This is a genomic window from Fuerstiella marisgermanici (assembly GCF_001983935.1).
Classification (GTDB): domain Bacteria; phylum Planctomycetota; class Planctomycetia; order Planctomycetales; family Planctomycetaceae; genus Fuerstiella; species Fuerstiella marisgermanici.
Genome location: NZ_CP017641.1, coordinates 1553277 through 1571432, shown reverse-complemented (window position 1 = coordinate 1571432; position 18156 = coordinate 1553277). Strand labels below are relative to the sequence as shown.

Genomic DNA, 18156 nt, shown 5'->3' with positions numbered 1-18156 from the left:
CATGAAACGATAGGTGCGCAGATGGAGTCACACGAAAATTGTAGAATGCTTCAACGGAATGCTCCCACGGGGCCACCTTTTCGACAAGTGAGACTGCCTCTCGAGCATCGGGTGAGATATATGAACCGGCCCATCCGACCCCAGTTATCATAGGTTCGCCCGTGCCATCAATAATTCAAGAGCCCTGCAATCGATTCGGTGCACGTTGACTTGAAGTAGGTGACGAGCTACATTCGCATCAAGTTCCGGTTGATATCCCGATCTCCATTTCAACCTGTAATTTTAAGGATCAAACAGCAATGAACCGAATTCTCTTTGCCGTATTGATTGTGACTTCTTCGAGCTCTTACGCCCAGGACATCTTGCCGTTTCCGCCAGCTCCTTCGGGATCGCAGGCAGGCGTGACGATCGAGAGTTCAACGTATAACAAACGTGTTGAACCGAAATACGTGTCACCTGACGCACCGAACATTCTGATCGTCCTCATTGACGACGTCGGGGCCGGAACCCCGTCAACGTACGGTGGGGAAATCAACACACCAACGCTCAGTCGGATTGCCCGCTCGGGTGTTTCTTACAACCGCTTTCACTCCACGGCCATGTGCTCGCCGACTCGCGCCGCACTGTTGACCGGTCGCAACCATACGCGCGTCGGCAATGGTCAGATTGCTGCGGTCGCCAACGATTTCGATGGGTTCAGTGGCGTGATTCCGAAGACGTCGGCAACGATGGCGGAAGTGCTGAAAGCCTATGGATACAATACCTCGGCTTTCGGTAAATGGCACAACACGCCCGAAGTGCAGGTCACGAATAAGGGACCATTCGAGTACTGGCCGACGGGTTACGGCTTTGAATACTTCTATGGTTTTTTGGCGGGGGAAGCCTCTCAGTACGAACCTACAATGGTTCGGAACACCAACTACGTCGAACGCCCAGAGACCAGTGGCGGAAACGATCATTATCACTTGTCCGAAGATCTCGCCGACGATGCGATCACTTGGCTTCGAGACCAGAAAACCTACGCGCCTGACAAGCCGTTTTTCATGTACTGGGCACCTGGTGCATCGCATGGTCCACATCAAGTGTCAAAAGAATGGGCTGACAAGTACAATGGAAAGTTTGATGATGGCTGGGACACTTACCGAGAGCGGGTCTTTGCGAACCAGAAAAAACTCGGTTGGATACCAGAAGGCACACAGTTAACGCCACGGATGGAATCGATGGCTTCGTGGGAATCAATCCCAGAAGACGAAAAGCCTTTCCAGCGTCGGTTAATGGAGATCTTTGCTGGCTTCACCGAACACGCCGACGCACAGGTGGGGCGGATCATTGATGAACTCGAGCGACAAGAGCGGCTGGATAACACGCTGGTTCTGTACATTTGGGGCGACAACGGCTCTTCTGCGGAAGGGCTCTACGGCACGATCAGCGAGCAACTGACCCAGAACGGGATTCAGACCAAGATCTCTCAGCACTTGGATGCACTCGAAGAATTGGGCGGATTGGATGCACTCGGCGGCCCCAAGACGGACAACATGTATCATGCTGGCTGGGCCTGGGCGGGGAGTACGCCGTATCGAGGCACCAAATTGCAGGGGGCCTACTTTGGGGGCACGCGGCAGCCGATGGCCGTCTCCTGGCCCGCCAGGTTGAAAACCGACAAAGTCGCACGTTCCCAATTTCATCACGTTGTCGATATCGCACCAACTATCTACGATTTGCTGGATATCTCGCTCCCTCAAGTCGTCAACGGTTTCACGCAAGATCCAATTGATGGCCTCAGCATGGCTTACTCACTAAATGATCCGAATGCGGAGGGAAGACGGCACACCCAGTTCTTTGACATCATGGCAAGCCGCGGCGTCTATCACGATGGGTGGTTCGCATCTGCGCGTGGCCCGCGCGAACCCTGGGTGGGCGGCATTCCGCCGGGGATTCGAGAGTGGTCGCCGTTGACCGACAAATGGGAGCTGTTTAACATCGAAGAAGACTGGAGCCAGTCGAACGACCTAGCGAAGGTCAACCCTAAGAAGCTAGCGGAGATGAAGGCATTGTTCCTAACGGAGTCAGCCAAGAATAAGAACCTGCCCATTGGTGGTGGGCTCTGGTCATCCGTCCTTTATCATCCGGAAGACGCGCCTGCGACGCCGTACACACAGTGGTCGTTCTATGGTCCTGTCTCTGGCACACCTGAGTCAGCCGCACCCAAACTGGGCAAGGTGAGCAGTAAAGTTGCGATGGACGTCAATGTGCCTGCAGGGGCATGCGGCGTGCTATACGCATTGGCAGGATTCTCCGGTGGCTTGACGTGCTATATGGATGACGGAAAGCTGTGTTATGAGTTCAATCTATTTGAGATCGAACGCACCAAGGTACGTTCCAAGACGCCGATTTCAGCGGGAAAACACCGAATCGAAGTCGTCTCGAAACTGGTCAAAAAGATTGGCGGCCCGATTGATATCTCACTGCTTGTCGACGGAAAAGAAGTGGCTAAGGGGCGCGTTCCCCGAGGCCTATCGCTGCATTTCACTGGCAACGCGACTTTCGACATCGGCCGTGACCAAGATTCGCCCGTATCTCTGGACTACTACGACCGAGCGCCGTTTGCATTCGACGGCAAAATTCAAACGACGGAAATCCGTTACTTGGAGTCAAAGTGACGGTTCAAGTTTTTTCACAAATCACGACCACATGACAAGGAAGACACGATGATGAGAACCTTGTGTCTGTGGATGGTGTGTGCATCTAAAAAGTAGGTAGTCAGGTGCTGGTGGTTTTCCGGTTGTGGGGTCAGAGGTTGCTTTTGCAGAGGGCGCGGAGTTGGCAGAGGGCTGTGGTACCGTAGGCGTGCCAGTGCATGCCGGGTCTTTTAAGCGGCATGCCACCACACTCTTGCACGCCGACTCCACTTTTCCCGAGCTGATTTGCCACCCAAGGCGTGCGACCTTCTGCATGTTCCCCATGAGGCCCCTGTTGCCTCACTCCTGTCGCATCCAAACAGCTAAACCAATATAAGCGACAGCTTCCCAGCGGCATCAACATGCCAGTTCCAAGGCTCTTCCGGCCCAATTGTACAACCGTCCGCTCGCAGTTGAGCAACATCATCCCCACCGTTTCCATCGTGCGCTGAACGGTCGAAGCGACCGGCCGACAATGTGCTGGATCGCGAGTTCACCGCGACGGCTCCGAAGCAGAAGTGGGTGACCGATATCACGTACGTGGCGACAACGGCCGGTTGGGGCTATCTGGCATCTGTTGTTGATCTGTTCAGCCGCAAGGTGGTGGACTGGGCCGTGAGCGATTCGTTGGCCACCGACCAGGTGTGTCCTTCCGGCAAGCCTGCCTGAAGCAATTTCCGGGGCTCGGTACCGTGGTTGGTTTCCTTTTTGGGGAGGACAACCATGGTTGGACGAAAGCGTGGCGACATTTCGAAGGCTCTGGCACGCGGGCGAGACCGCTTTGAGGCGTGGCGACGGACACGGAAGGTTGGGGCTCGGATCCCGGTTAAGCTCTGGTCGCTGGCTGTGAAGCTGGTCGAAACTCACGGCCTCAGTCGCACGTCCTCAGCGTTGAAGCTGGACTATCATTCGCTGAAGAAACGGGTTGCTGCGAAGGACGTCGAATCCGATTCGGTGGCTCCGGCATTCATCGAACTTCCGCCTCCATCGCCGACCGCTTCGACGGAATGTGTCGTCGAATTCGCAGACGGCTCGGGTGCCAGTCTCCGTGTGCATCTGCGGGGCTGTGAAGTGCCAGACCTTGTTGCTCTTGGCCGCAGCTTCTGGAGCGGTGAGTGATGCTGCAGATCACGCCACAGATGAAGATCCTGGTTGCTGTCGAGCCAGCTGATTTTCGCAGGGGAATTGACGGACTGGCGCGGCTCTGCAAAGACGCTCTTGGGCAGGATCCGTTCGCAGGGACGGTGTTCGTCTTTCGCAATCGCCGCCGCACCGCGATCAAAGTGCTGGTGTATGACGGTCAGGGTTTCTGGCTTTGTCACAAACGTCTCTCTGAGGGACGATTCCACTGGTGGCCATCCGCGCCGGACGAGAACAGCAGTGCCAGGGCTCTGGCCGCTCATCAGTTGTCGGTTCTGTTCTCAGCCGGCAATCCGGATCGAGCGGCGGCAGCGCCGGACTGGCGTTCGGTCGGACCACGCCACTGATGCGGGGCGGCCCGCGAGCCGACGCTCGTGCGTGACGGCCGGCAGGCTAATCGAGCTGTCGCTCGAAAACATTCCGTTGTCGCTCTGCAAAAATCTGCGCCATTCAGGTCGAGTGCAAAACTGCTCTTGATTCCAGATGCAAATCCCTGTTCTATTCGCGTTCGATGGATCGAACGTGTGGCAGGGAAAGCCGACCGAATCATGACTCGCAAAGCACCGGACATTATCGAAGTGACAGAACAACGGTTTGAGGAACTGCTTCAGCGTGCGGCGTCCAATACGCTGTGTGACGACGACATGGAGTTGATGCGGAACATCTTTGCATCGTACCGAGGCTTCTTTGAAATCGTGGGCAATAAGAACACCACGATCGCTCGTCTTCGCAAAATGATGTTTGGTGCGACGAGTGAGAAATCGACGAACGTCCTTGGTGATGCCGAAGAGGTTCCCAGTGTGTCTGCTGGTGACGCCGCGGATGGTGCAGCAACCGATTCTCAGAGCAATCAGAACGACGATTCTTCAGAGCCTCCGCCTGGACATGGCAGGTACAGTGCCGACGATTATCCAGGTGCCGATCAAATCGACGTTAGGCATCCGGAACACTCGGCCGGCAACGCCTGTCCCGACTGTGGTCAGGGGACACTTTACGAAAAGCCGCCCGGTGTGCTGGTTCGCTTTGTTGGTCGGGCACCGCTGCACGCGACCGTCTATCGCATGCAGAAGCTACGCTGCCACCTTTGCGGAAAGCTCTTCACGGCACCGGTCCCCGACGGCGTTGGCGACGATAAGTACGACCATACGGTGGCCAGCATGATCGGGCTGCTGAAGTATGGAAGCGGGCTGCCGTTCAACCGCCTTCAGGGGCTGCAGTGGAGTTGCGAAGTTCCTCTGGCAGCCTCGACTCAGTGGGACATCATTCACGCCGCCGCCTCACTGATCGCTCCGACTTACAACGAACTCATCCGCCAGGCCGCGCAGGGCGAAGTGTTGTATAACGATGATACGACCGTCCGAATCCTGGAAATGATGGGCCAGCGTGCCCGAAAAGCACCGCCACCGGTAGACGACGATCGCAATCCCAGCCGCACCGGGCTGTTTACGTCAGGCGTTGTCGCCACGCTGGCAGGCGTGCGCATCGCGCTGTTCTTCAGTGGCCATCGGCATGCCGGCGAAAATCTGTCGAACGTTTTGCAGCATCGAGCCGCTCAGCTTGAAGCGCCCGTGCAGATGTGTGACGGACTCGCGCGGAATCTGCCCAAAGAACTCGACACGATCCTCGCGAACTGTCTGGCGCACGGCCGTCGCAACTTCGTGGATCTTCACGATCGGTTTCCCGAAGAATGTCGACACGTGATCGAGGCCTTCAAGGTGATCTACCACAACGATAAAGTTGCGCGTGACGCAAAGATGTCTGCTGAAGCACGCCTGGCCCTGCACCAGTCACAGAGCAAACCGACCATGGACGATCTGCATGCGTGGTTGCAGCGTCAGCTCGACGATAAACTTGTCGAAGCGAATTCCGCCCTTGGCGAAGCGATTAACTATCTGCTCAAACGCTGGCAGCCGCTGACGTTATTTCTCCGCAAAGCCGGGGCTCCGCTGGACAACAATCTCTGCGAACGTGCGTTGAAGAAAGCCATTCTGCATCGTAAGAATTCCATGTTCTACAAAACCCGCAACGGCGCCCGCGTCGGCGACATGTACATGAGTCTGATTTACACGTGCGAGTTGAGTGGAGCCAATGCGTTCGACTATCTGAATCAGCTCCAGATCAATGCGGCGGACGTCACGAGGTCTCCTGATCGCTGGATGCCCTGGAATTATCTCGACAACGTTGAATCCGTTTCCGACGCTGAGTCGCACACGGCATCGAAGTCAGCTTGTCATCGCCCCCTGATCGGTAGCAAAGGTGCTTTTCGCTGATGGCGCGAGAGACAATTGGTCTTCAGCTGACTCCGGACGAACGCTCACTCCTCATGCGATATGGATATCCGTTCGAACGGATTGAAAAGGCCCTGAAGGCCTGCGAGGCAAGTCGTGACATTGAGATCGTCCCGATGGACCGTTTCGATCTGGAGCACCTGATTGGAGACGTGAGCCGATCCATCAACCGCATGAAGAGCGGTGCAACACAGGTCCAGCTCCTGGACCTCTGCGGTCGATTGGAAGCCGCGGAAAGATACGACGATGGCATGCTGGATACCCTTTGAACCGGTCCGCGGCTGCCAGTGGCTGCGTTGCGACGGCCACCTGACCGGCTTCCCCAGCCCCGCTCACAGCCCCAGCGACAAAAATCGAGATTTGCACGCTTACCGCAAAGACACGACCAGGTGCAGTCGGCTCTTCGAGATGCCATTGAGAAACAGCAACCTGACAGCTCGAAGCTGTTGCATCACAGCGATCGTGGCAGCGAGTCATACCAGACAACGTTGCGGACTCTTGGTATTACATATTCGATGTCGAGGACCGGTAACTGCTACGACAACGCGGTGGCAGAACGGCTCTTCTGGAGCTTGGAATACTGTGTCTCTGGTTTGGATAAGGCGACCAAGAAGCTTTCCGACATGAAAGCGGAAACGGAGGCCAAGATCGGCGCGATCGAGGATCAGATTAAAACGGCCAGTGCTGAGCGCAAAGGAAAGCTGGACCGCCGCGACGCACTAAATGAAGATCTCGCGAAGCGTTCGGAAAAACTGAAACAGGCTGGTCAACTGATTGGCGAAGCTGTAACCGGCAGTTGATGCAGGAGGCCCACTTGCCCCGAGCGCATATCCGGCAAAGCCAGGAGTGATTGAAGAAGGTGCTTATGCCAACATCTTGCTGATCGATGGCAACCCGCTGGAGGACATCGAAGTGCTGACCGAGCCAAAAAAGAATCTCGCGTTGATCATGAAAGGCGGAAAGGTGTTCAAGAACACGATCGAGTAACTTTTGTCGTGGATCACTCCGCGATCCACGACGGACATCCGCGACGCGAGGAAAGGAAACCATGGAAGTTGTTAGTCACATGATTGTCAGAATGCCCCTGGGAAACGAGACCCTGCGATTGAGGCGTGCCGAAAGCGAGGCACCTTGCGCGAGTATACCGGTCTGTCGGCATCGTTTTAAGATGCGTTGACACTAGCCATAAGCAATTGCAGTGAAGACATTTGCGGAGTGGATGTTCACATTGCTTGGTCGTATGAATGTTTGCTCGCGGATTCCGCCAGAGCTGGGCATTCAAAATATCAGACTTGACTAAAAATCGATCTGCAATCGCGAAACCAACGCCGTTGATGTCGCAAGATCTGCGATCGCCTGATCTGCAACTTGAACATGAAACGACAGGTGTGCAAATGGAGTCACGCGAAAATTGTAGAATGCTTCAATGGAATGTTCCCACGGAGCCACCTGTTCGACAAGCGAGATGGCCTCTCGAACATCGGGCGAGATATATGAACCGGCCCATCCGACCCCCCAGTTATCATGGATTCGCCCCATTGGCCCACCGTATCCTCCAAGACCCGCACTGGCGAACTGAGTGATCACATTTCTGTCCTGAGGAGCATATCCATACCTGAAGAACAGGCCCACACCGAGAGGGCGGGACGGCTTTTGCGAACACCCTTTTTGATGTCCGCTGCCCCACGTTTTGAGGTACTGGCTGCCTGAAAATACAAAACCATGATTGCCATCGGTAAGTTGAATCGGAACGTTGCCTAATAATTCGTCGAGAGCATGGCGTGGGTCGATACGAAAATCAGGCTGCTCTCCTGACGAGTAACCCGCAAGTCCAGTATAGAACCCCGGTAGCCCAAACAGCTTTGGCGACCATTGAAACTGAAGGGAGTTCACCATGTTGCCATTGAAAACGGTATCAAGATCTGTTCGAGTCGCTGAAGAGTCCTGAGTATTGATCGTGTAGATCAAGGTAAATTCGTCTGTCACATGGTGCGCTATCCATGTATGCCACGTCGTGTACGGTGCGATCGCACCCAATTGCGGGTTGTTGGTCAGTCCGGTCGATAGGAATTGAGTTCGAGTGTTGTTTGCAAACAGGTTCTGGTCTGCCCAGTTCCCAAGATCTCCCTTTCCGATAGCCATTACGGTTTTCTCACCAAGGGCCTGCACGAGGTAGAACTCGGAAAAAGCACTCTCCGCCTGGTCTGGATTTGGAATTGTCGAGTCAAAGTTTTGCGGAACCAAGGAGCCAACATCGTCGTTGTAGCTCGTCGCGTAGGTGGTTTCTCCTTTAAGAAAAACGCCTCCACCAGACCAAAGCCCCGCTTTTCCGGTATCCAGCCAGAGCATGTAGTCCGCTGAGCCATTTGCTCGAGTTTTAGTGTCATTACCACCGGAAATATTTCCCCCGAAATGCTGCGTCACTCCGAAGTAACTGTAGATTCCGTTATCAACAAGGTCATCTCTAAGCCCTCCCCAGTTGTCCGTCAAATAGCTGCGTTCGCCGAGGCTACCGTGATTCGTCAACGGATCACCATAGAACTTACGGTTTCTCATTGCGAACTGAACTAATGCAGGTTCTTTTTCGGCGAGCGAGATCTTTTCTTGTGCCACCGCACGCGGGCACATTGGAACCTGTAGAAAAGTAAGAAGGCAAAGGAAAGCGGCGAGTCTCATTCTAGGTCTCCTGCGAGATTGGAGCTTTGGTGTTGCAGATAGTTGAGTAGGACAGACTCGATTGAAAGCGTGATTGGCGCCCTGCAAGAGTTGTTTCTCGACAATTCCTTCCTTGCGACTCGCCAATTTTTGGTGTTGGCAGGCTTGTAGGGATTGGGGCGGTTGTTGCGGTAAATCACCCAACTGGAGCCCAGTTACTCTGCGGCAGAGCAGCGTTTCCATGAGCCCGAACCCAATCAATACAGGAGAATCCCCCCAATCATTCGGGTGCGGGAGGTTGCAAACGCACAGCCCATGCCAGATCATGACTAAGTTAAAACTGTCGGCTCTGGCACTCAAATGGGAAATCTAGCGATGATGTACTGTAAGTCTTTGATGGTGGCCTTTGTCTTCTTGGGATGGTGCTCAACACAAGCTGTCCATGCGCAGCCTGGCGACGACCCCTACGCCACCCCCGAGCGAGATATTTCCTTTGCAAAGGAAGTGCAGCCAATTCTTCGAGAGAAGTGCATGGCTTGCCATGCCTGCTATGACGCGCCCGCGCAGTTGAACTTTACGAATGAATTTGGGGTTCAACGTGGAGCGGCCAAGATCGAGCCGTATGAAAACCGTCTCACGCCTGCGCCATTTTTCAAGCTAGAGCAAACCGACAAGACGATTGACGACTTCCGTAACTTGGGGTTTTTCTCAGTTATCGAAGGTGGCAAGGATTCCATCATGGCGCAGATGATCAAGTTGGCTTATGAGGACAAGAATAAATGGAAGCCCAACGAGCCGATCCCTGCTCATATTCAGCTTGACTCAATCACCCACAAGACAACGGCACCCAATAAACGTGAAATCGCTGGTTACTGCGCATCCCATCCGCGTCAAGGGATGCCTTTTGCATCAGCGGGTCTTGACGCCAAGGAGTACACAACGCTGATGGCTTGGCTGGAGCAGGGAGCCAAGTTTGATACGACGCCAATTGAGCCCACTAAGGTAGAGCTCGAAGAAATCGTTAACTGGGAAGCGTTTTTGAATCAGGATGATCTTGAGCACCAGTTGGTGGGGCGATACTTATACGAGCACATGTATGGTTATCACTTCTACTTTGACAAAAAAGGCCAGAACTTTTATGCCATGGTGAGATCGTCGACCCCTCTAGGAGAACCTGTAAAGCCGATTTCAACTCGCTTTGGCAATTCCGAAATTAAAGGCAAGTTTTGGTACCGGTTCGCTCAAGTGGACGTAGTTATTCACCTCAAGCGTCACGTCCCAAGGGACTGCTCTGGTGACAAGTTGCAGAAGTATAAGGATCTCTTGTTTGAGGTCCCTTTCAAGGTTGAGAAACTGCCTGGTTACACGATGAAGGAACGCATGAACATGTTGACGACATTTGCAGCCATCCCTGCAAAGTCTCGCTATAAGTTCCTGCTTCACGAGGCTTTCTTTCTGGAGCGTGTTGTAGGGACTGGACCGTCCTGCCGAGGAAGTTTGAACGTAAGCACGACCGCGGAACATACCTGGTTTATCTTTGAGAATCCAGAAACGTCGCTGCTGTGCAATGATCAGGAGTACTACGATGCAGTTGCTCCGCTCCTGGGTGGAGTCGAGCCGATGAATGGCCTGCGTCAATCGGTTGAGCTTTTGAAACGCATCGTTGCAGACAGTGAGAAGGCCATGTCGATTGCTGTTGATCGCCTTAAGAAGGATCCGCGATCAGCCATGGATGATATTTGGAAGGGGGACACGGTTGACGGTATCGCTGGCTACACCTGTGTCCGCAATGACGACAACTCCTATCATGTTCCCGGTTTGCTCGGTCCCTCTCCGGATCGGCTGACGCTCTCTGATCTTGCTGGTATCGAACGACGTCTGTACGTGGCTTCCGTGAATTTCGACGTCTTTTCAGATATTGGTGGGCAGCTATCCAATCGCGAGGACTTTTCAAATCATCGCTTGCGGTCTGAACTGGCTTCGATTCGTTTTTTTCCGCAGGAAGAACGAGAGGCGGAGTTGGAGCGTATTTACAACAAAGGCAGCAAGGCTTGGAGGATTCAAGACAATCTGCCTGAAGACCTTCAGTTTCCTTCAGAGATCGAATTCAAGACTGATGATCATCACGAAGAGTTGATGCAGATGATCATGGATCACTTGAGGGACAATGTTCCGGTCCATGACTCAATTTATCGCCTCAAGGATGGCGAGCAGCCTAGTCAAGTTGCCAAAGCCTTCCGGCTGATAAGCGACAAGGCCGATGAATTGTACGGCACCAAGGAACTTGGCTTTCGGCAATACTTGGACGAGTCGACCATTATTCGTGTCGATTCCGAGGGCAAAGAGCCTCGTATTTACACGATGTGCGTGGAATGGGGGATTGGGCATCTCTCATACATTGGCAACATCTTCTTGCGTCCGAATTTGAAATGGGACCGAGTCACGGTCTATGACTGCCTCATGACTACCTACCCCAACTTCATGTTCAATGTGAAGGACACCGAGGCTATGGAATTTGCCAAAGCCATCACCGATGCGGATACACCAGAGAAGTTTGTTGCGGTTGTCGACCGTTGGGGCGTCAGGCGAACCAATCCAAATTTCTGGGAGTTGTTCCATAGCATTGAGGAGTCCATGAAGAAAGAGGATCCCAGAACCGCCGGAATTATGGATGCCAATCGGTACATTGATTATTCTCCGGACAACATGCCCCAGCATCTGCTTGTCGATCCAAGAATGGTCCCTGGGAAATCAGGATTGAAACGATAAGTTCTTGGCGGATGTTAGGCGATTGTTCAGTCCGAAGTATTGGAGAAACCAGGATGAGTGATGAGTTTGGAACCCTGCGTGATTCCGTTCAGGATAATTTGACAGGCTTTACCGTTCATGAGTTGCAACCGTTGCGAAAAAAATGGTGGTGCTTGGTGTTGTTGGGAGTGGTGCTGATCAGTTGTGGTATCGCCGCGATTGGGTATCCGATCTCTTCGACTGTTGGTGCCGCTGTGTTGCTCGGGATTGTGCTGTTGATCGCTGGAGTTTCAACCACTGTCGGGGCATTTTGGGTAGGCAAATGGAGTGCCTTTTTGCTCCAATTGATTATCGGGATTGTTTACTGCGTGCTTGGGCTGGCAATGGCGGAGGCTCCTCTAGCGACCTCAGCCGGCTTGACCATGCTGGTTGCCGCGTTCGCGGTGGCCAGCGGCACGCTTAGGATTGTCGCATCGCTCGCACTTCGATTTCCGCAGTGGGGGTGGGTTATGCTCAGCGGCGTCATCACACTTCTGTTTGGAGTCGTTGTGTTTCGGCACTTTCCGGAAGCAAGCTTGGTGTTGATTGGGATCATGCTTGGTGTCGACATGTTGTTGTGGGGATTCGCATGGGTGATGCTCGGCTGGGAGGTTCGCAATATTCCCAAAGATGGAGAGCTCAGTTGATGAAAGTGATGCGGAGATCCGGTCGATAATTGCCGCCATTGTTTCCCCATCTATTAATAATCAGCCTTTGTAGTTGTCAGTCGCGTTGAGTGGACATAGACGACTTCAAAAAGTTTTCAGGAGATTTAAGGTCCATCCGGGATTATTGTGGGTAGAGATCGAGTCCTCCGCAGTAGAAGAGGATGGCGGTTTTGAAGTTGTCGCGGTTTCGGTATCCGCCGACTCTTCGTTTGATGGCCATGATTTTGCTGTTCATTCCTTCGGCGACGGCGTTTGTGATTCCGTGAGTGCAGTAGCTCACCACATTGGCTAAGCGTTCTTTGATCGTGCGAGCGACTTTCTTCATTGGCTCCAGCTTTGTGTGGATGACTCGCTTGTACCAGTCATTGAAGAACGTCGTGGCCTCTGCCGGAGTGTCATGAACCCAGAGGTCTCGCAGCATCTCCTTGTAGGCCCACGCTTTGCCCGTGAGTAACTCTGCCTTCCATGCGGCATCAAAGCGTTCCTGCTGTTTTTCGCTGAGATTCTCCTGGCCTGAAAGCCACAGATACCGAGTTCCCGTCAATCGATCATCGCCTTCGGCGCGAAGCTTCTTCTGCTCCGACCGACGGACCTTGTCGACGGCTTCGGTTGCCAGCTTCATGATGTGAAAGCGGTCGTGCACAATCTTCTGTTCGGCCAATGCAATGTTGCCTTTGGTGCTCTTGACGTATGCGGCACTCATGTCCATCGCAACCGCCTCCACAGACTGCTTTTCACTGTCGGAAAGCTGATCGAAACAGGCATCAGCGGCTGCCGTGTCATGACCATCGGAAATCGCTTCGACAGTGCTCTTGTCCAAGTCATAGATCAGCGTGACGTAGTTGTGTCGTTTTCGAAAGGCTTTCTCGTCGATGCCGATTCGAGGGAGGTTCTTCGATTGTTTGCGATCCTTCCCGCGAGCCACCGCCTTCTGCAGAATGTGCCACGATTCATCCCATGAGATCCCCAGAATGCTGCACGCCCCTTTCACGGTTTGTGTGGCCAGAAGAACGTCGATGGCGAAGCGTTCAAAGAACAATGAGAAGCGGCTGTTCTTTTCCGCCCAGGGAAGCCTGATCTGTTTGACGCCATGATCCGGGCACTTCACGCGAGGCGTGCGGGCATGAAGGATGGTCGCAAATTGCATCGTGTCCAGATGCCGCCATTTGCGAGACTTCGTGTGGTCATAGCACGGCAGCTGCCTGTCGCAATCCGGACAGCAAAAAGTTTCGCCCTCGCCATGTTCGACGAAAACGTCGACCTGTTGAGCTTCCATATCCAGCTGAACGTCCGCCACAAACCACGGCCCCGTCAGTCCCAAAATCTGTTCGTAAAAGTCTGTTCCCTGCATCCCACGAAAACTAACGAATTAACGCCTCACCCACAAAGAACCCGGATGGACCAGATTTAAGATGACGGGAGTAAAAGAAACTGCATTGAATGATTGCACGTTGTCCGAAGAGCTGGGAGCGATTAAGAAGAACTGGTGGGCGATGCTGCTTGCTGGAATCGTCTTTACGTTGGGTGGACTGACTGCAATGGCCTTCCCATTCCTGTCGTCGCTATCCATCACGATGACACTGGGAATTGTCTCTCTGGTTTGTGGCGCAGTGACGATCGTAACCTCGTTTTTTGCTGGTCGGTGGGGGTTGTTTTTCATGCAACTCTTTTATGGCGTTGCCTACCTCGTGATTGGCGGATTGATGGTTTATTCCCCGATCGCAACCAATGCTGCGATTACTTTGCTGATTGCGGCTTTTGCCATTGCGGGAGGGTTCTTTCGCTGCATTGCCGCCGTTGCGATGAGGTTTCCCCGGTGGGGATGGACAATGGTCGGTGGCATCATCAATATCGTTTTCGGATTCTACATCATCAGCCTGTTTCCAGGCGTCGCATTGTGGCTGTTGGGGCTGCTGGTTGGAGTCGACCTGTTCATCGCAGGCGTCTCGTGGATGCTGCTTTCATTCGATGCGAAGAGACTTCCCAATACTATCGTGCACGAAGCAAGTTGACCCAAACAGATTCAAGAGGGTTTGCGGAGATTTTTGTTCGTGACCAAGGGGAGGTTCAAGGAAGTTTGCGTGGCATGGACTGCCTGCTTGTGGTTTAGCGGTCTATTTAACCAGAATTTGAACAAGGAGACGGTGTCATGAGTAAGTTTGTAGTTGCGGTTTTCGATACTGAGGAAGGCGCATACAAAGGGAGCCAGGCGCTTAAGGACCTGCATCGCGACGGGGATGTCTCGCTTTATGCGGAAGCGATCATTGAAAAGAACAATGACGGAAAAGTCGCTGTCAAGTCTGCAGCGGATGAAGGTCCGCTTGGCGCTGCTCTGGGCCTCTTAACTGGAAGCATGGTTGGCGCGTTTGCTGGTCCAGTCGGCCTGCTTGCCGGTGCTTCAGTCGGAACGTTGTCAGGTTTGTGGTACGACATGTGGAATGCTGGTGTCGATGGTGACTTTGTATCGAGAGTCGGCGAGAAGCTAGAGGTCGGTAAATGTGCGTTGGTTGCGGAGGTGAATGAGGACTGGCAAACTCCACTCGACTCCCGCATGAAAGATCTCGGCGGACAGGTTTATCGTCGCTGGCGAATTGACGTTGAGGACGAGCAAATTGAACGGGACATTGCAGCTACAAAACGAGAAGTTGCAGAGCTGAAGGACGAATGGAAAGAGGCCACTGACGAGACGAAGGCGAGCGTCAAAGCCAAGCTTGATGCCGCTCAAGATTCGTTGAGTTCGCTTGGGGATAAGGCGACCAGGAAGCTTTCCGACATGAAAGCGGAAACGGAGGCCAAGATCGGCGCGATCGAGGATCAGATTAAAACGGCCAGTGCTGAGCGCAAAGGAAAGCTGGAAGCCCGCCGCGACGCACTAAATGAAGATCTCGCGAAGCGTTCGGAAAAACTAAAGCAGGCTGGTCAACTGATTGGCGAAGCTGTAACCGGCAGTTGATGCAGGAGGCCCCCTTGCCGCGAGCGCATATCGCACGTGACCAGGAATGGCTGCTCACGTGCGATCCCCCTGTCTTGAAAGAGGCAAGATGAGGCGACAAAACGGATCTCATCCAGGAATCGCGGGGATGTTGTTCAAACCGTTCTATCAGGCTGCTGAAAAAATGGTTTGTTTTGCGGGGGTTCGGTGCTCGATGCTGCGTTTGCGAAGGGTGATCTTTTCTCACCACGCCCCAACATCCGAAGGCGGCACATGCACTTCGGGCAGTTGATCGACAGAAAACAGCTTGCCCAGCTTTTCGACATCGTTGCGGTCGCTCATCTTTTTGGAGCGAAAGATCAATTTGAACTGTCCTGGATGTGCGGCAACCACCCGCTGAGCAGCTTTTCGAAGTGGTTCAGCAACGCCGAGATCCTGCAACAGGCGACCGGACGAGTTGCTGGCTCTTTGGGGAAAACACAATCCGTATCCGGCCATGTTGGGCGTGATCGAAGAAGGTGCTTACGCCGACATCTTGCTGATCGACGGCAACCCGCTGGAGGACATCGAAGTGCTGACCGAGCCAAAAAAGAATCTCGCGTTGATCATGAAAGGCGGAAAGGTGTTCAAGAACACGATCGAGTAACGTCTGTCCTAGACCGCGCCGATTGTCGTGGACCGCGCCGCGATCCATCGGTTGATTGTTGTCGATCGCGGGGCGATCAACGACAATCGTCCAGTCCCTATCGAAAGGAAACCATGGAAGTTGTTAGTCACATGATTGTCAGAACGTCCCCTGGCAAACGAGACGCTGCGATCGAGGCGTACCGAAAGCGAGACGTGTTGCGCGAGTGCGCCGATGTGATCCCGGGATTTATCCGAGGCGAATTGTTGGTTTGCCAAGACGACTTGGACGTTCTTTGCGTCGCCACTCACTGGAAATCTGCCGACGACTACCAACAGTGGCTCGACCACCCGTTGCGAGCCGACCAGTCAAACGAGTTAGTGCCCTTCGCGGCCGCCGCCCCGGAAAGCTCGGTGTATGAAGTTGGCCTGTCGTGGATTGCCACGTAGTCCGACCGTGTGATTGTCGTGGAACCCTCCGATTGTCGTGGAACCATCCGCGATCCATCGGTTGATTGTTGTCGATCGCGGGGCGATCTGACCGTATGAACGCGGAGCGATCAACGACAATCTTTGTGCTTTTGTTTTCTGACACTTATTACCCAACCGCTTTTTTGCTTACGACAAACACTGTGATCCGAAAGAAACCATGACTCACCTGAACGCCATTGCCAAAGTTCTTGTCGCAATCCTTGTCATTGCGGTGACCGTCCCGAAGACCGCTGCGCAACCTCCGACAGCGGACACCATTTATCAAGGCGGCACAATCCTGACGATTAATCCGGAACAACCGGAGGTCGAAGCCGTGGCGACTCGGGAAGGCAAAATTGTCGCCTGCGGTAGCGAAGCGGATTTGATGAAACTGCGTGGCGAAACCACTCGCCTGATCGACCTGAAAGGGCAAGTCATGCTGCCCGGTTTTGTGGACGGTCACGGTCATTGCTTTCAAGCCGGTCTCCACGCGACGGTCGCCAGCCTGTTGCCGCCGCCCGATTCCGGGATCGATTCGATCGCCAAAATTCAGGGTGCCCTAAGAAAGTGGAGCACCAACCCGCTGGCTCAAAAGTACAAGGTGATTCTGGGCAACGGCTACGATGATTCGCAGCTCAAGGAACAGCGGCACCCGACGCGACAGGAGCTTGACGAAGTCTCGACGGACATGGCCATCATGGCTATCCATCAATCGGGGCACTTGGCGACCGTCAACAGCAAGGCACTCGAACAACTCGGCTATACCGCTGACACGCCCAACCCACCCGGTGGAGCGATTCGCCGAGAGGATGACGGCAAAACGCCTAACGGTGTGCTGGAAGAAAATGCGCTGATGCTCGCAATCGCAAAGCTTCTTCCGCCATTCAATGCCGAAGAACTCGACCGCATCGCCAAGGCGGGGCAGCAGCTTTATGCCGAGTATGGTTACACGATGGCTCAGGAAGGTCGCTCGTTGGACTTCAGTACTGAGACGTGGTTGCGTTTGGCCGAATCGGATGGAATGCTGATCGACGTCGTTTGTTATCCCGACATCACCGCCACGGACAAGCCGATGGGGCTGGATGGAAAGTGGCACACCGCCGAGATGAAAAACGGCTTCCGCATTGGCGGCGTGAAGCTTAGCTTTGACGGTTCGCCTCAGGGAAAAACGGCGTATTTGAGTAAACCGTATTTTGTTCCGCCGCATGGTCGAGCGGCGAGCTATCGTGGTTATCCGATTTTGCAGCAGGAAGAAGCCAATCGAAAAGTTGATTTGTGTTACCGCAACGGTTGGCAGTTCCTGATTCATTGCAACGGCGATTCGGCCAGCGACCAAATGCTTGAAGCGGTCCGGCAGGCTCAGAAGACTCACGGAAAAGATGCGTCGCGTCGCGACGTGATGGTTCATTGCCAGACCGTTCGTTTTGACCAACTTGGTCAGATGAAGGATTTGGGGATCTACCCTTCGTTCTTTGGCTTGCATTGTTTTTACTGGGGCGATTGGCACCGAGATTCCGTTTTGGGCCCTGAACGAGCCGAACGAATCAGCCCCGCCCGAACGGCTCAGCGAATGGGCATGAAGTTCACCGAGCATCATGACGCACCGGTGACTCTGCCCAGTGCCATTCGGATTCTTTCAGCCGTCGTCACGCGGCGAACACGCTCCGGCGACATCTTGGGTGCCGCCGAATGTCTGGACGTCGACACGGCCTTGCGGACGCTGACGATTTGGGCCGCCGAACAGCACTTCGAGGAATCCCGTCGCGGTTCGATCGCCGTTGGCAAGCTGGCGGACTTCGTGGTGCTTGACCGCAATCCGCATGAAGTGGATCTCGACGACCTGGCCTCGATCGAAGTGCAACAAACGATCAAAGAGGACAAGATGATCTACGAGAAAAAGTAAGGTTCCCATC

Annotated in this window: 17 protein-coding genes and 1 pseudogene; 16 read left to right on the top strand and 2 right to left on the bottom strand. The window is 53.9% G+C overall.

Annotated elements, in window-relative coordinates; genetic code table 11:
* The first annotated feature begins 299 nt into the window (after positions 1–299).
* The 9 genes and pseudogenes from Fuma_RS05965 (at position 300) to Fuma_RS34780 (ending at position 7093) form a co-directional block, all read left to right on the top strand.
* Positions 300–2660 carry an arylsulfatase gene (locus tag Fuma_RS05965; protein ID WP_083731840.1) on the top strand — a complete coding sequence of 787 codons (2361 nt, stop codon included), beginning with the start codon at positions 300–302 and terminating at the stop codon, positions 2658–2660.
* Between the two features lie 495 nt (positions 2661–3155).
* Positions 3156–3347, top strand: a complete 192-nt coding sequence (locus tag Fuma_RS05955) for a DDE-type integrase/transposase/recombinase (protein ID WP_077023326.1) — start codon at positions 3156–3158, stop codon at positions 3345–3347.
* A 54-nt stretch (positions 3348–3401) separates the two neighbouring features.
* Positions 3402–3797, top strand: a complete 396-nt coding sequence (locus Fuma_RS05950) for a hypothetical protein (RefSeq protein ID WP_077023296.1) — start codon at positions 3402–3404, stop codon at positions 3795–3797.
* On the top strand, positions 3797–4165 hold the full coding sequence (gene tnpB, locus Fuma_RS05945; RefSeq protein ID WP_077023295.1) for an IS66 family insertion sequence element accessory protein TnpB: 369 nt from the start codon (positions 3797–3799) through the stop codon (positions 4163–4165). The genes Fuma_RS05950 and tnpB overlap by 1 nt, the downstream gene beginning before the upstream one ends.
* Positions 4166–4366: 201 nt before the next feature.
* On the top strand, positions 4367–6088 hold the full coding sequence (gene tnpC / locus Fuma_RS05940; protein WP_077028133.1) for an IS66 family transposase: 1722 nt from the start codon (positions 4367–4369) through the stop codon (positions 6086–6088).
* Positions 6089–6141: 53 nt separating this feature from the next.
* Positions 6142–6375 carry a hypothetical protein gene (locus Fuma_RS05935; RefSeq protein ID WP_145944004.1) on the top strand — a complete coding sequence of 78 codons (234 nt, stop codon included), beginning with the start codon at positions 6142–6144 and terminating at the stop codon, positions 6373–6375.
* A gap of 129 nt (positions 6376–6504) precedes the next feature.
* Positions 6505–6663 (top strand): annotated as a pseudogene (locus tag Fuma_RS36760) (IS3 family transposase); the annotation flags it as partial.
* Positions 6655–6906: a hypothetical protein gene (locus Fuma_RS36145; RefSeq protein ID WP_229360859.1), complete on the top strand. Its 252-nt coding sequence runs from the start codon at positions 6655–6657 to the stop codon at positions 6904–6906. The pseudogene Fuma_RS36760 and the gene Fuma_RS36145, both read left to right, overlap by 9 nt.
* Before the next feature lie 46 nt (positions 6907–6952).
* The gene (locus Fuma_RS34780) at positions 6953–7093 is read left to right on the top strand and encodes a hypothetical protein (RefSeq protein ID WP_179954432.1); all 141 of its coding nucleotides are present in this window, start codon (positions 6953–6955) and stop codon (positions 7091–7093) included.
* A gap of 309 nt (positions 7094–7402) precedes the next feature.
* On the opposite strand, the gene Fuma_RS05925 is transcribed toward Fuma_RS34780, so the two are convergent.
* Positions 7403–8782, bottom strand: coding sequence for a carbohydrate porin (locus tag Fuma_RS05925; protein ID WP_158520865.1), 1380 nt, complete (start codon positions 8780–8782; stop codon positions 7403–7405).
* Positions 8783–9136: 354 nt separating this feature from the next.
* Between Fuma_RS05925 and Fuma_RS05920 the strand changes: the two genes are divergently transcribed.
* Together Fuma_RS05920 and Fuma_RS05915 are read left to right on the top strand one after the other, a co-directional pair.
* On the top strand, positions 9137–11530 hold the full coding sequence (locus tag Fuma_RS05920; protein ID WP_077023323.1) for a fatty acid cis/trans isomerase: 2394 nt from the start codon (positions 9137–9139) through the stop codon (positions 11528–11530).
* 53 nt (positions 11531–11583) lie between these two features.
* Entirely contained in the window at positions 11584–12195 is a 612-nt protein-coding gene (locus Fuma_RS05915) for an HdeD family acid-resistance protein (RefSeq protein WP_077023322.1), read from the top strand.
* A gap of 142 nt (positions 12196–12337) precedes the next feature.
* On the opposite strand, the gene Fuma_RS05910 is transcribed toward Fuma_RS05915, so the two are convergent.
* Complete coding sequence (locus Fuma_RS05910; protein ID WP_077022615.1) at positions 12338–13567, bottom strand: ISL3 family transposase; 1230 nt, start codon at positions 13565–13567, stop codon at positions 12338–12340.
* A 61-nt stretch (positions 13568–13628) separates the two neighbouring features.
* Here Fuma_RS05910 and Fuma_RS05905 point away from each other — a divergent pair, with 61 nt between their 5' ends.
* The 5 genes from Fuma_RS05905 to Fuma_RS05885 all read left to right on the top strand — a co-directional run bounded on the left by Fuma_RS05905 (position 13629) and on the right by Fuma_RS05885 (position 18146).
* Entirely contained in the window at positions 13629–14228 is a 600-nt protein-coding gene (locus Fuma_RS05905) for an HdeD family acid-resistance protein (RefSeq protein ID WP_077023321.1), read from the top strand.
* A 137-nt stretch (positions 14229–14365) separates the two neighbouring features.
* A complete protein-coding gene (locus Fuma_RS05900) occupies positions 14366–15169 on the top strand; it encodes a DUF1269 domain-containing protein (RefSeq protein ID WP_077023320.1) in 804 nt (267 codons plus the stop codon).
* A 436-nt stretch (positions 15170–15605) separates the two neighbouring features.
* Positions 15606–15794, top strand: a complete 189-nt coding sequence (locus Fuma_RS34775) for a hypothetical protein (protein WP_179954431.1) — start codon at positions 15606–15608, stop codon at positions 15792–15794.
* Between the two features lie 113 nt (positions 15795–15907).
* A complete protein-coding gene (locus Fuma_RS05890) occupies positions 15908–16222 on the top strand; it encodes an antibiotic biosynthesis monooxygenase family protein (RefSeq protein WP_077023318.1) in 315 nt (104 codons plus the stop codon).
* A gap of 199 nt (positions 16223–16421) precedes the next feature.
* Positions 16422–18146 (top strand): amidohydrolase, encoded by a 1725-nt coding sequence (locus Fuma_RS05885; protein WP_077023317.1) that lies wholly within the window; start codon positions 16422–16424, stop codon positions 18144–18146.
* Positions 18147–18156 lie beyond the last annotated feature (10 nt).

Excerpts from the sequence above, each read along its gene's own strand:
- Fuma_RS05915 (WP_077023322.1), top strand. The coding sequence starts at position 11,584 with ATGAGTGATGAGTTTGGAACCCTGCGTGATTCCGTTCAGGATAATTTG.
- Fuma_RS05920 (WP_077023323.1), top strand. The coding sequence starts at position 9,137 with ATGATGTACTGTAAGTCTTTGATGGTGGCCTTTGTCTTCTTGGGATGG.
- tnpB (WP_077023295.1), top strand. The coding sequence starts at position 3,797 with ATGCTGCAGATCACGCCACAGATGAAGATCCTGGTTGCTGTCGAGCCA.
- Fuma_RS05935 (WP_145944004.1), top strand. The coding sequence starts at position 6,142 with ATGCGATATGGATATCCGTTCGAACGGATTGAAAAGGCCCTGAAGGCC.
- Fuma_RS05890 (WP_077023318.1), top strand. The coding sequence starts at position 15,908 with ATGGAAGTTGTTAGTCACATGATTGTCAGAACGTCCCCTGGCAAACGA.
- Fuma_RS05925 (WP_158520865.1), bottom strand. The coding sequence starts at position 8,782 with ATGAGACTCGCCGCTTTCCTTTGCCTTCTTACTTTTCTACAGGTTCCA.
- Fuma_RS05950 (WP_077023296.1), top strand. The coding sequence starts at position 3,402 with ATGGTTGGACGAAAGCGTGGCGACATTTCGAAGGCTCTGGCACGCGGG.
- Fuma_RS05910 (WP_077022615.1), bottom strand. The coding sequence starts at position 13,567 with ATGCAGGGAACAGACTTTTACGAACAGATTTTGGGACTGACGGGGCCG.
- Fuma_RS05885 (WP_077023317.1), top strand. The coding sequence starts at position 16,422 with ATGACTCACCTGAACGCCATTGCCAAAGTTCTTGTCGCAATCCTTGTC.
- tnpC (WP_077028133.1), top strand. The coding sequence starts at position 4,367 with ATGACTCGCAAAGCACCGGACATTATCGAAGTGACAGAACAACGGTTT.
- Fuma_RS05905 (WP_077023321.1), top strand. The coding sequence starts at position 13,629 with ATGACGGGAGTAAAAGAAACTGCATTGAATGATTGCACGTTGTCCGAA.
- Fuma_RS05900 (WP_077023320.1), top strand. The coding sequence starts at position 14,366 with ATGAGTAAGTTTGTAGTTGCGGTTTTCGATACTGAGGAAGGCGCATAC.
- Fuma_RS05965 (WP_083731840.1), top strand. The coding sequence starts at position 300 with ATGAACCGAATTCTCTTTGCCGTATTGATTGTGACTTCTTCGAGCTCT.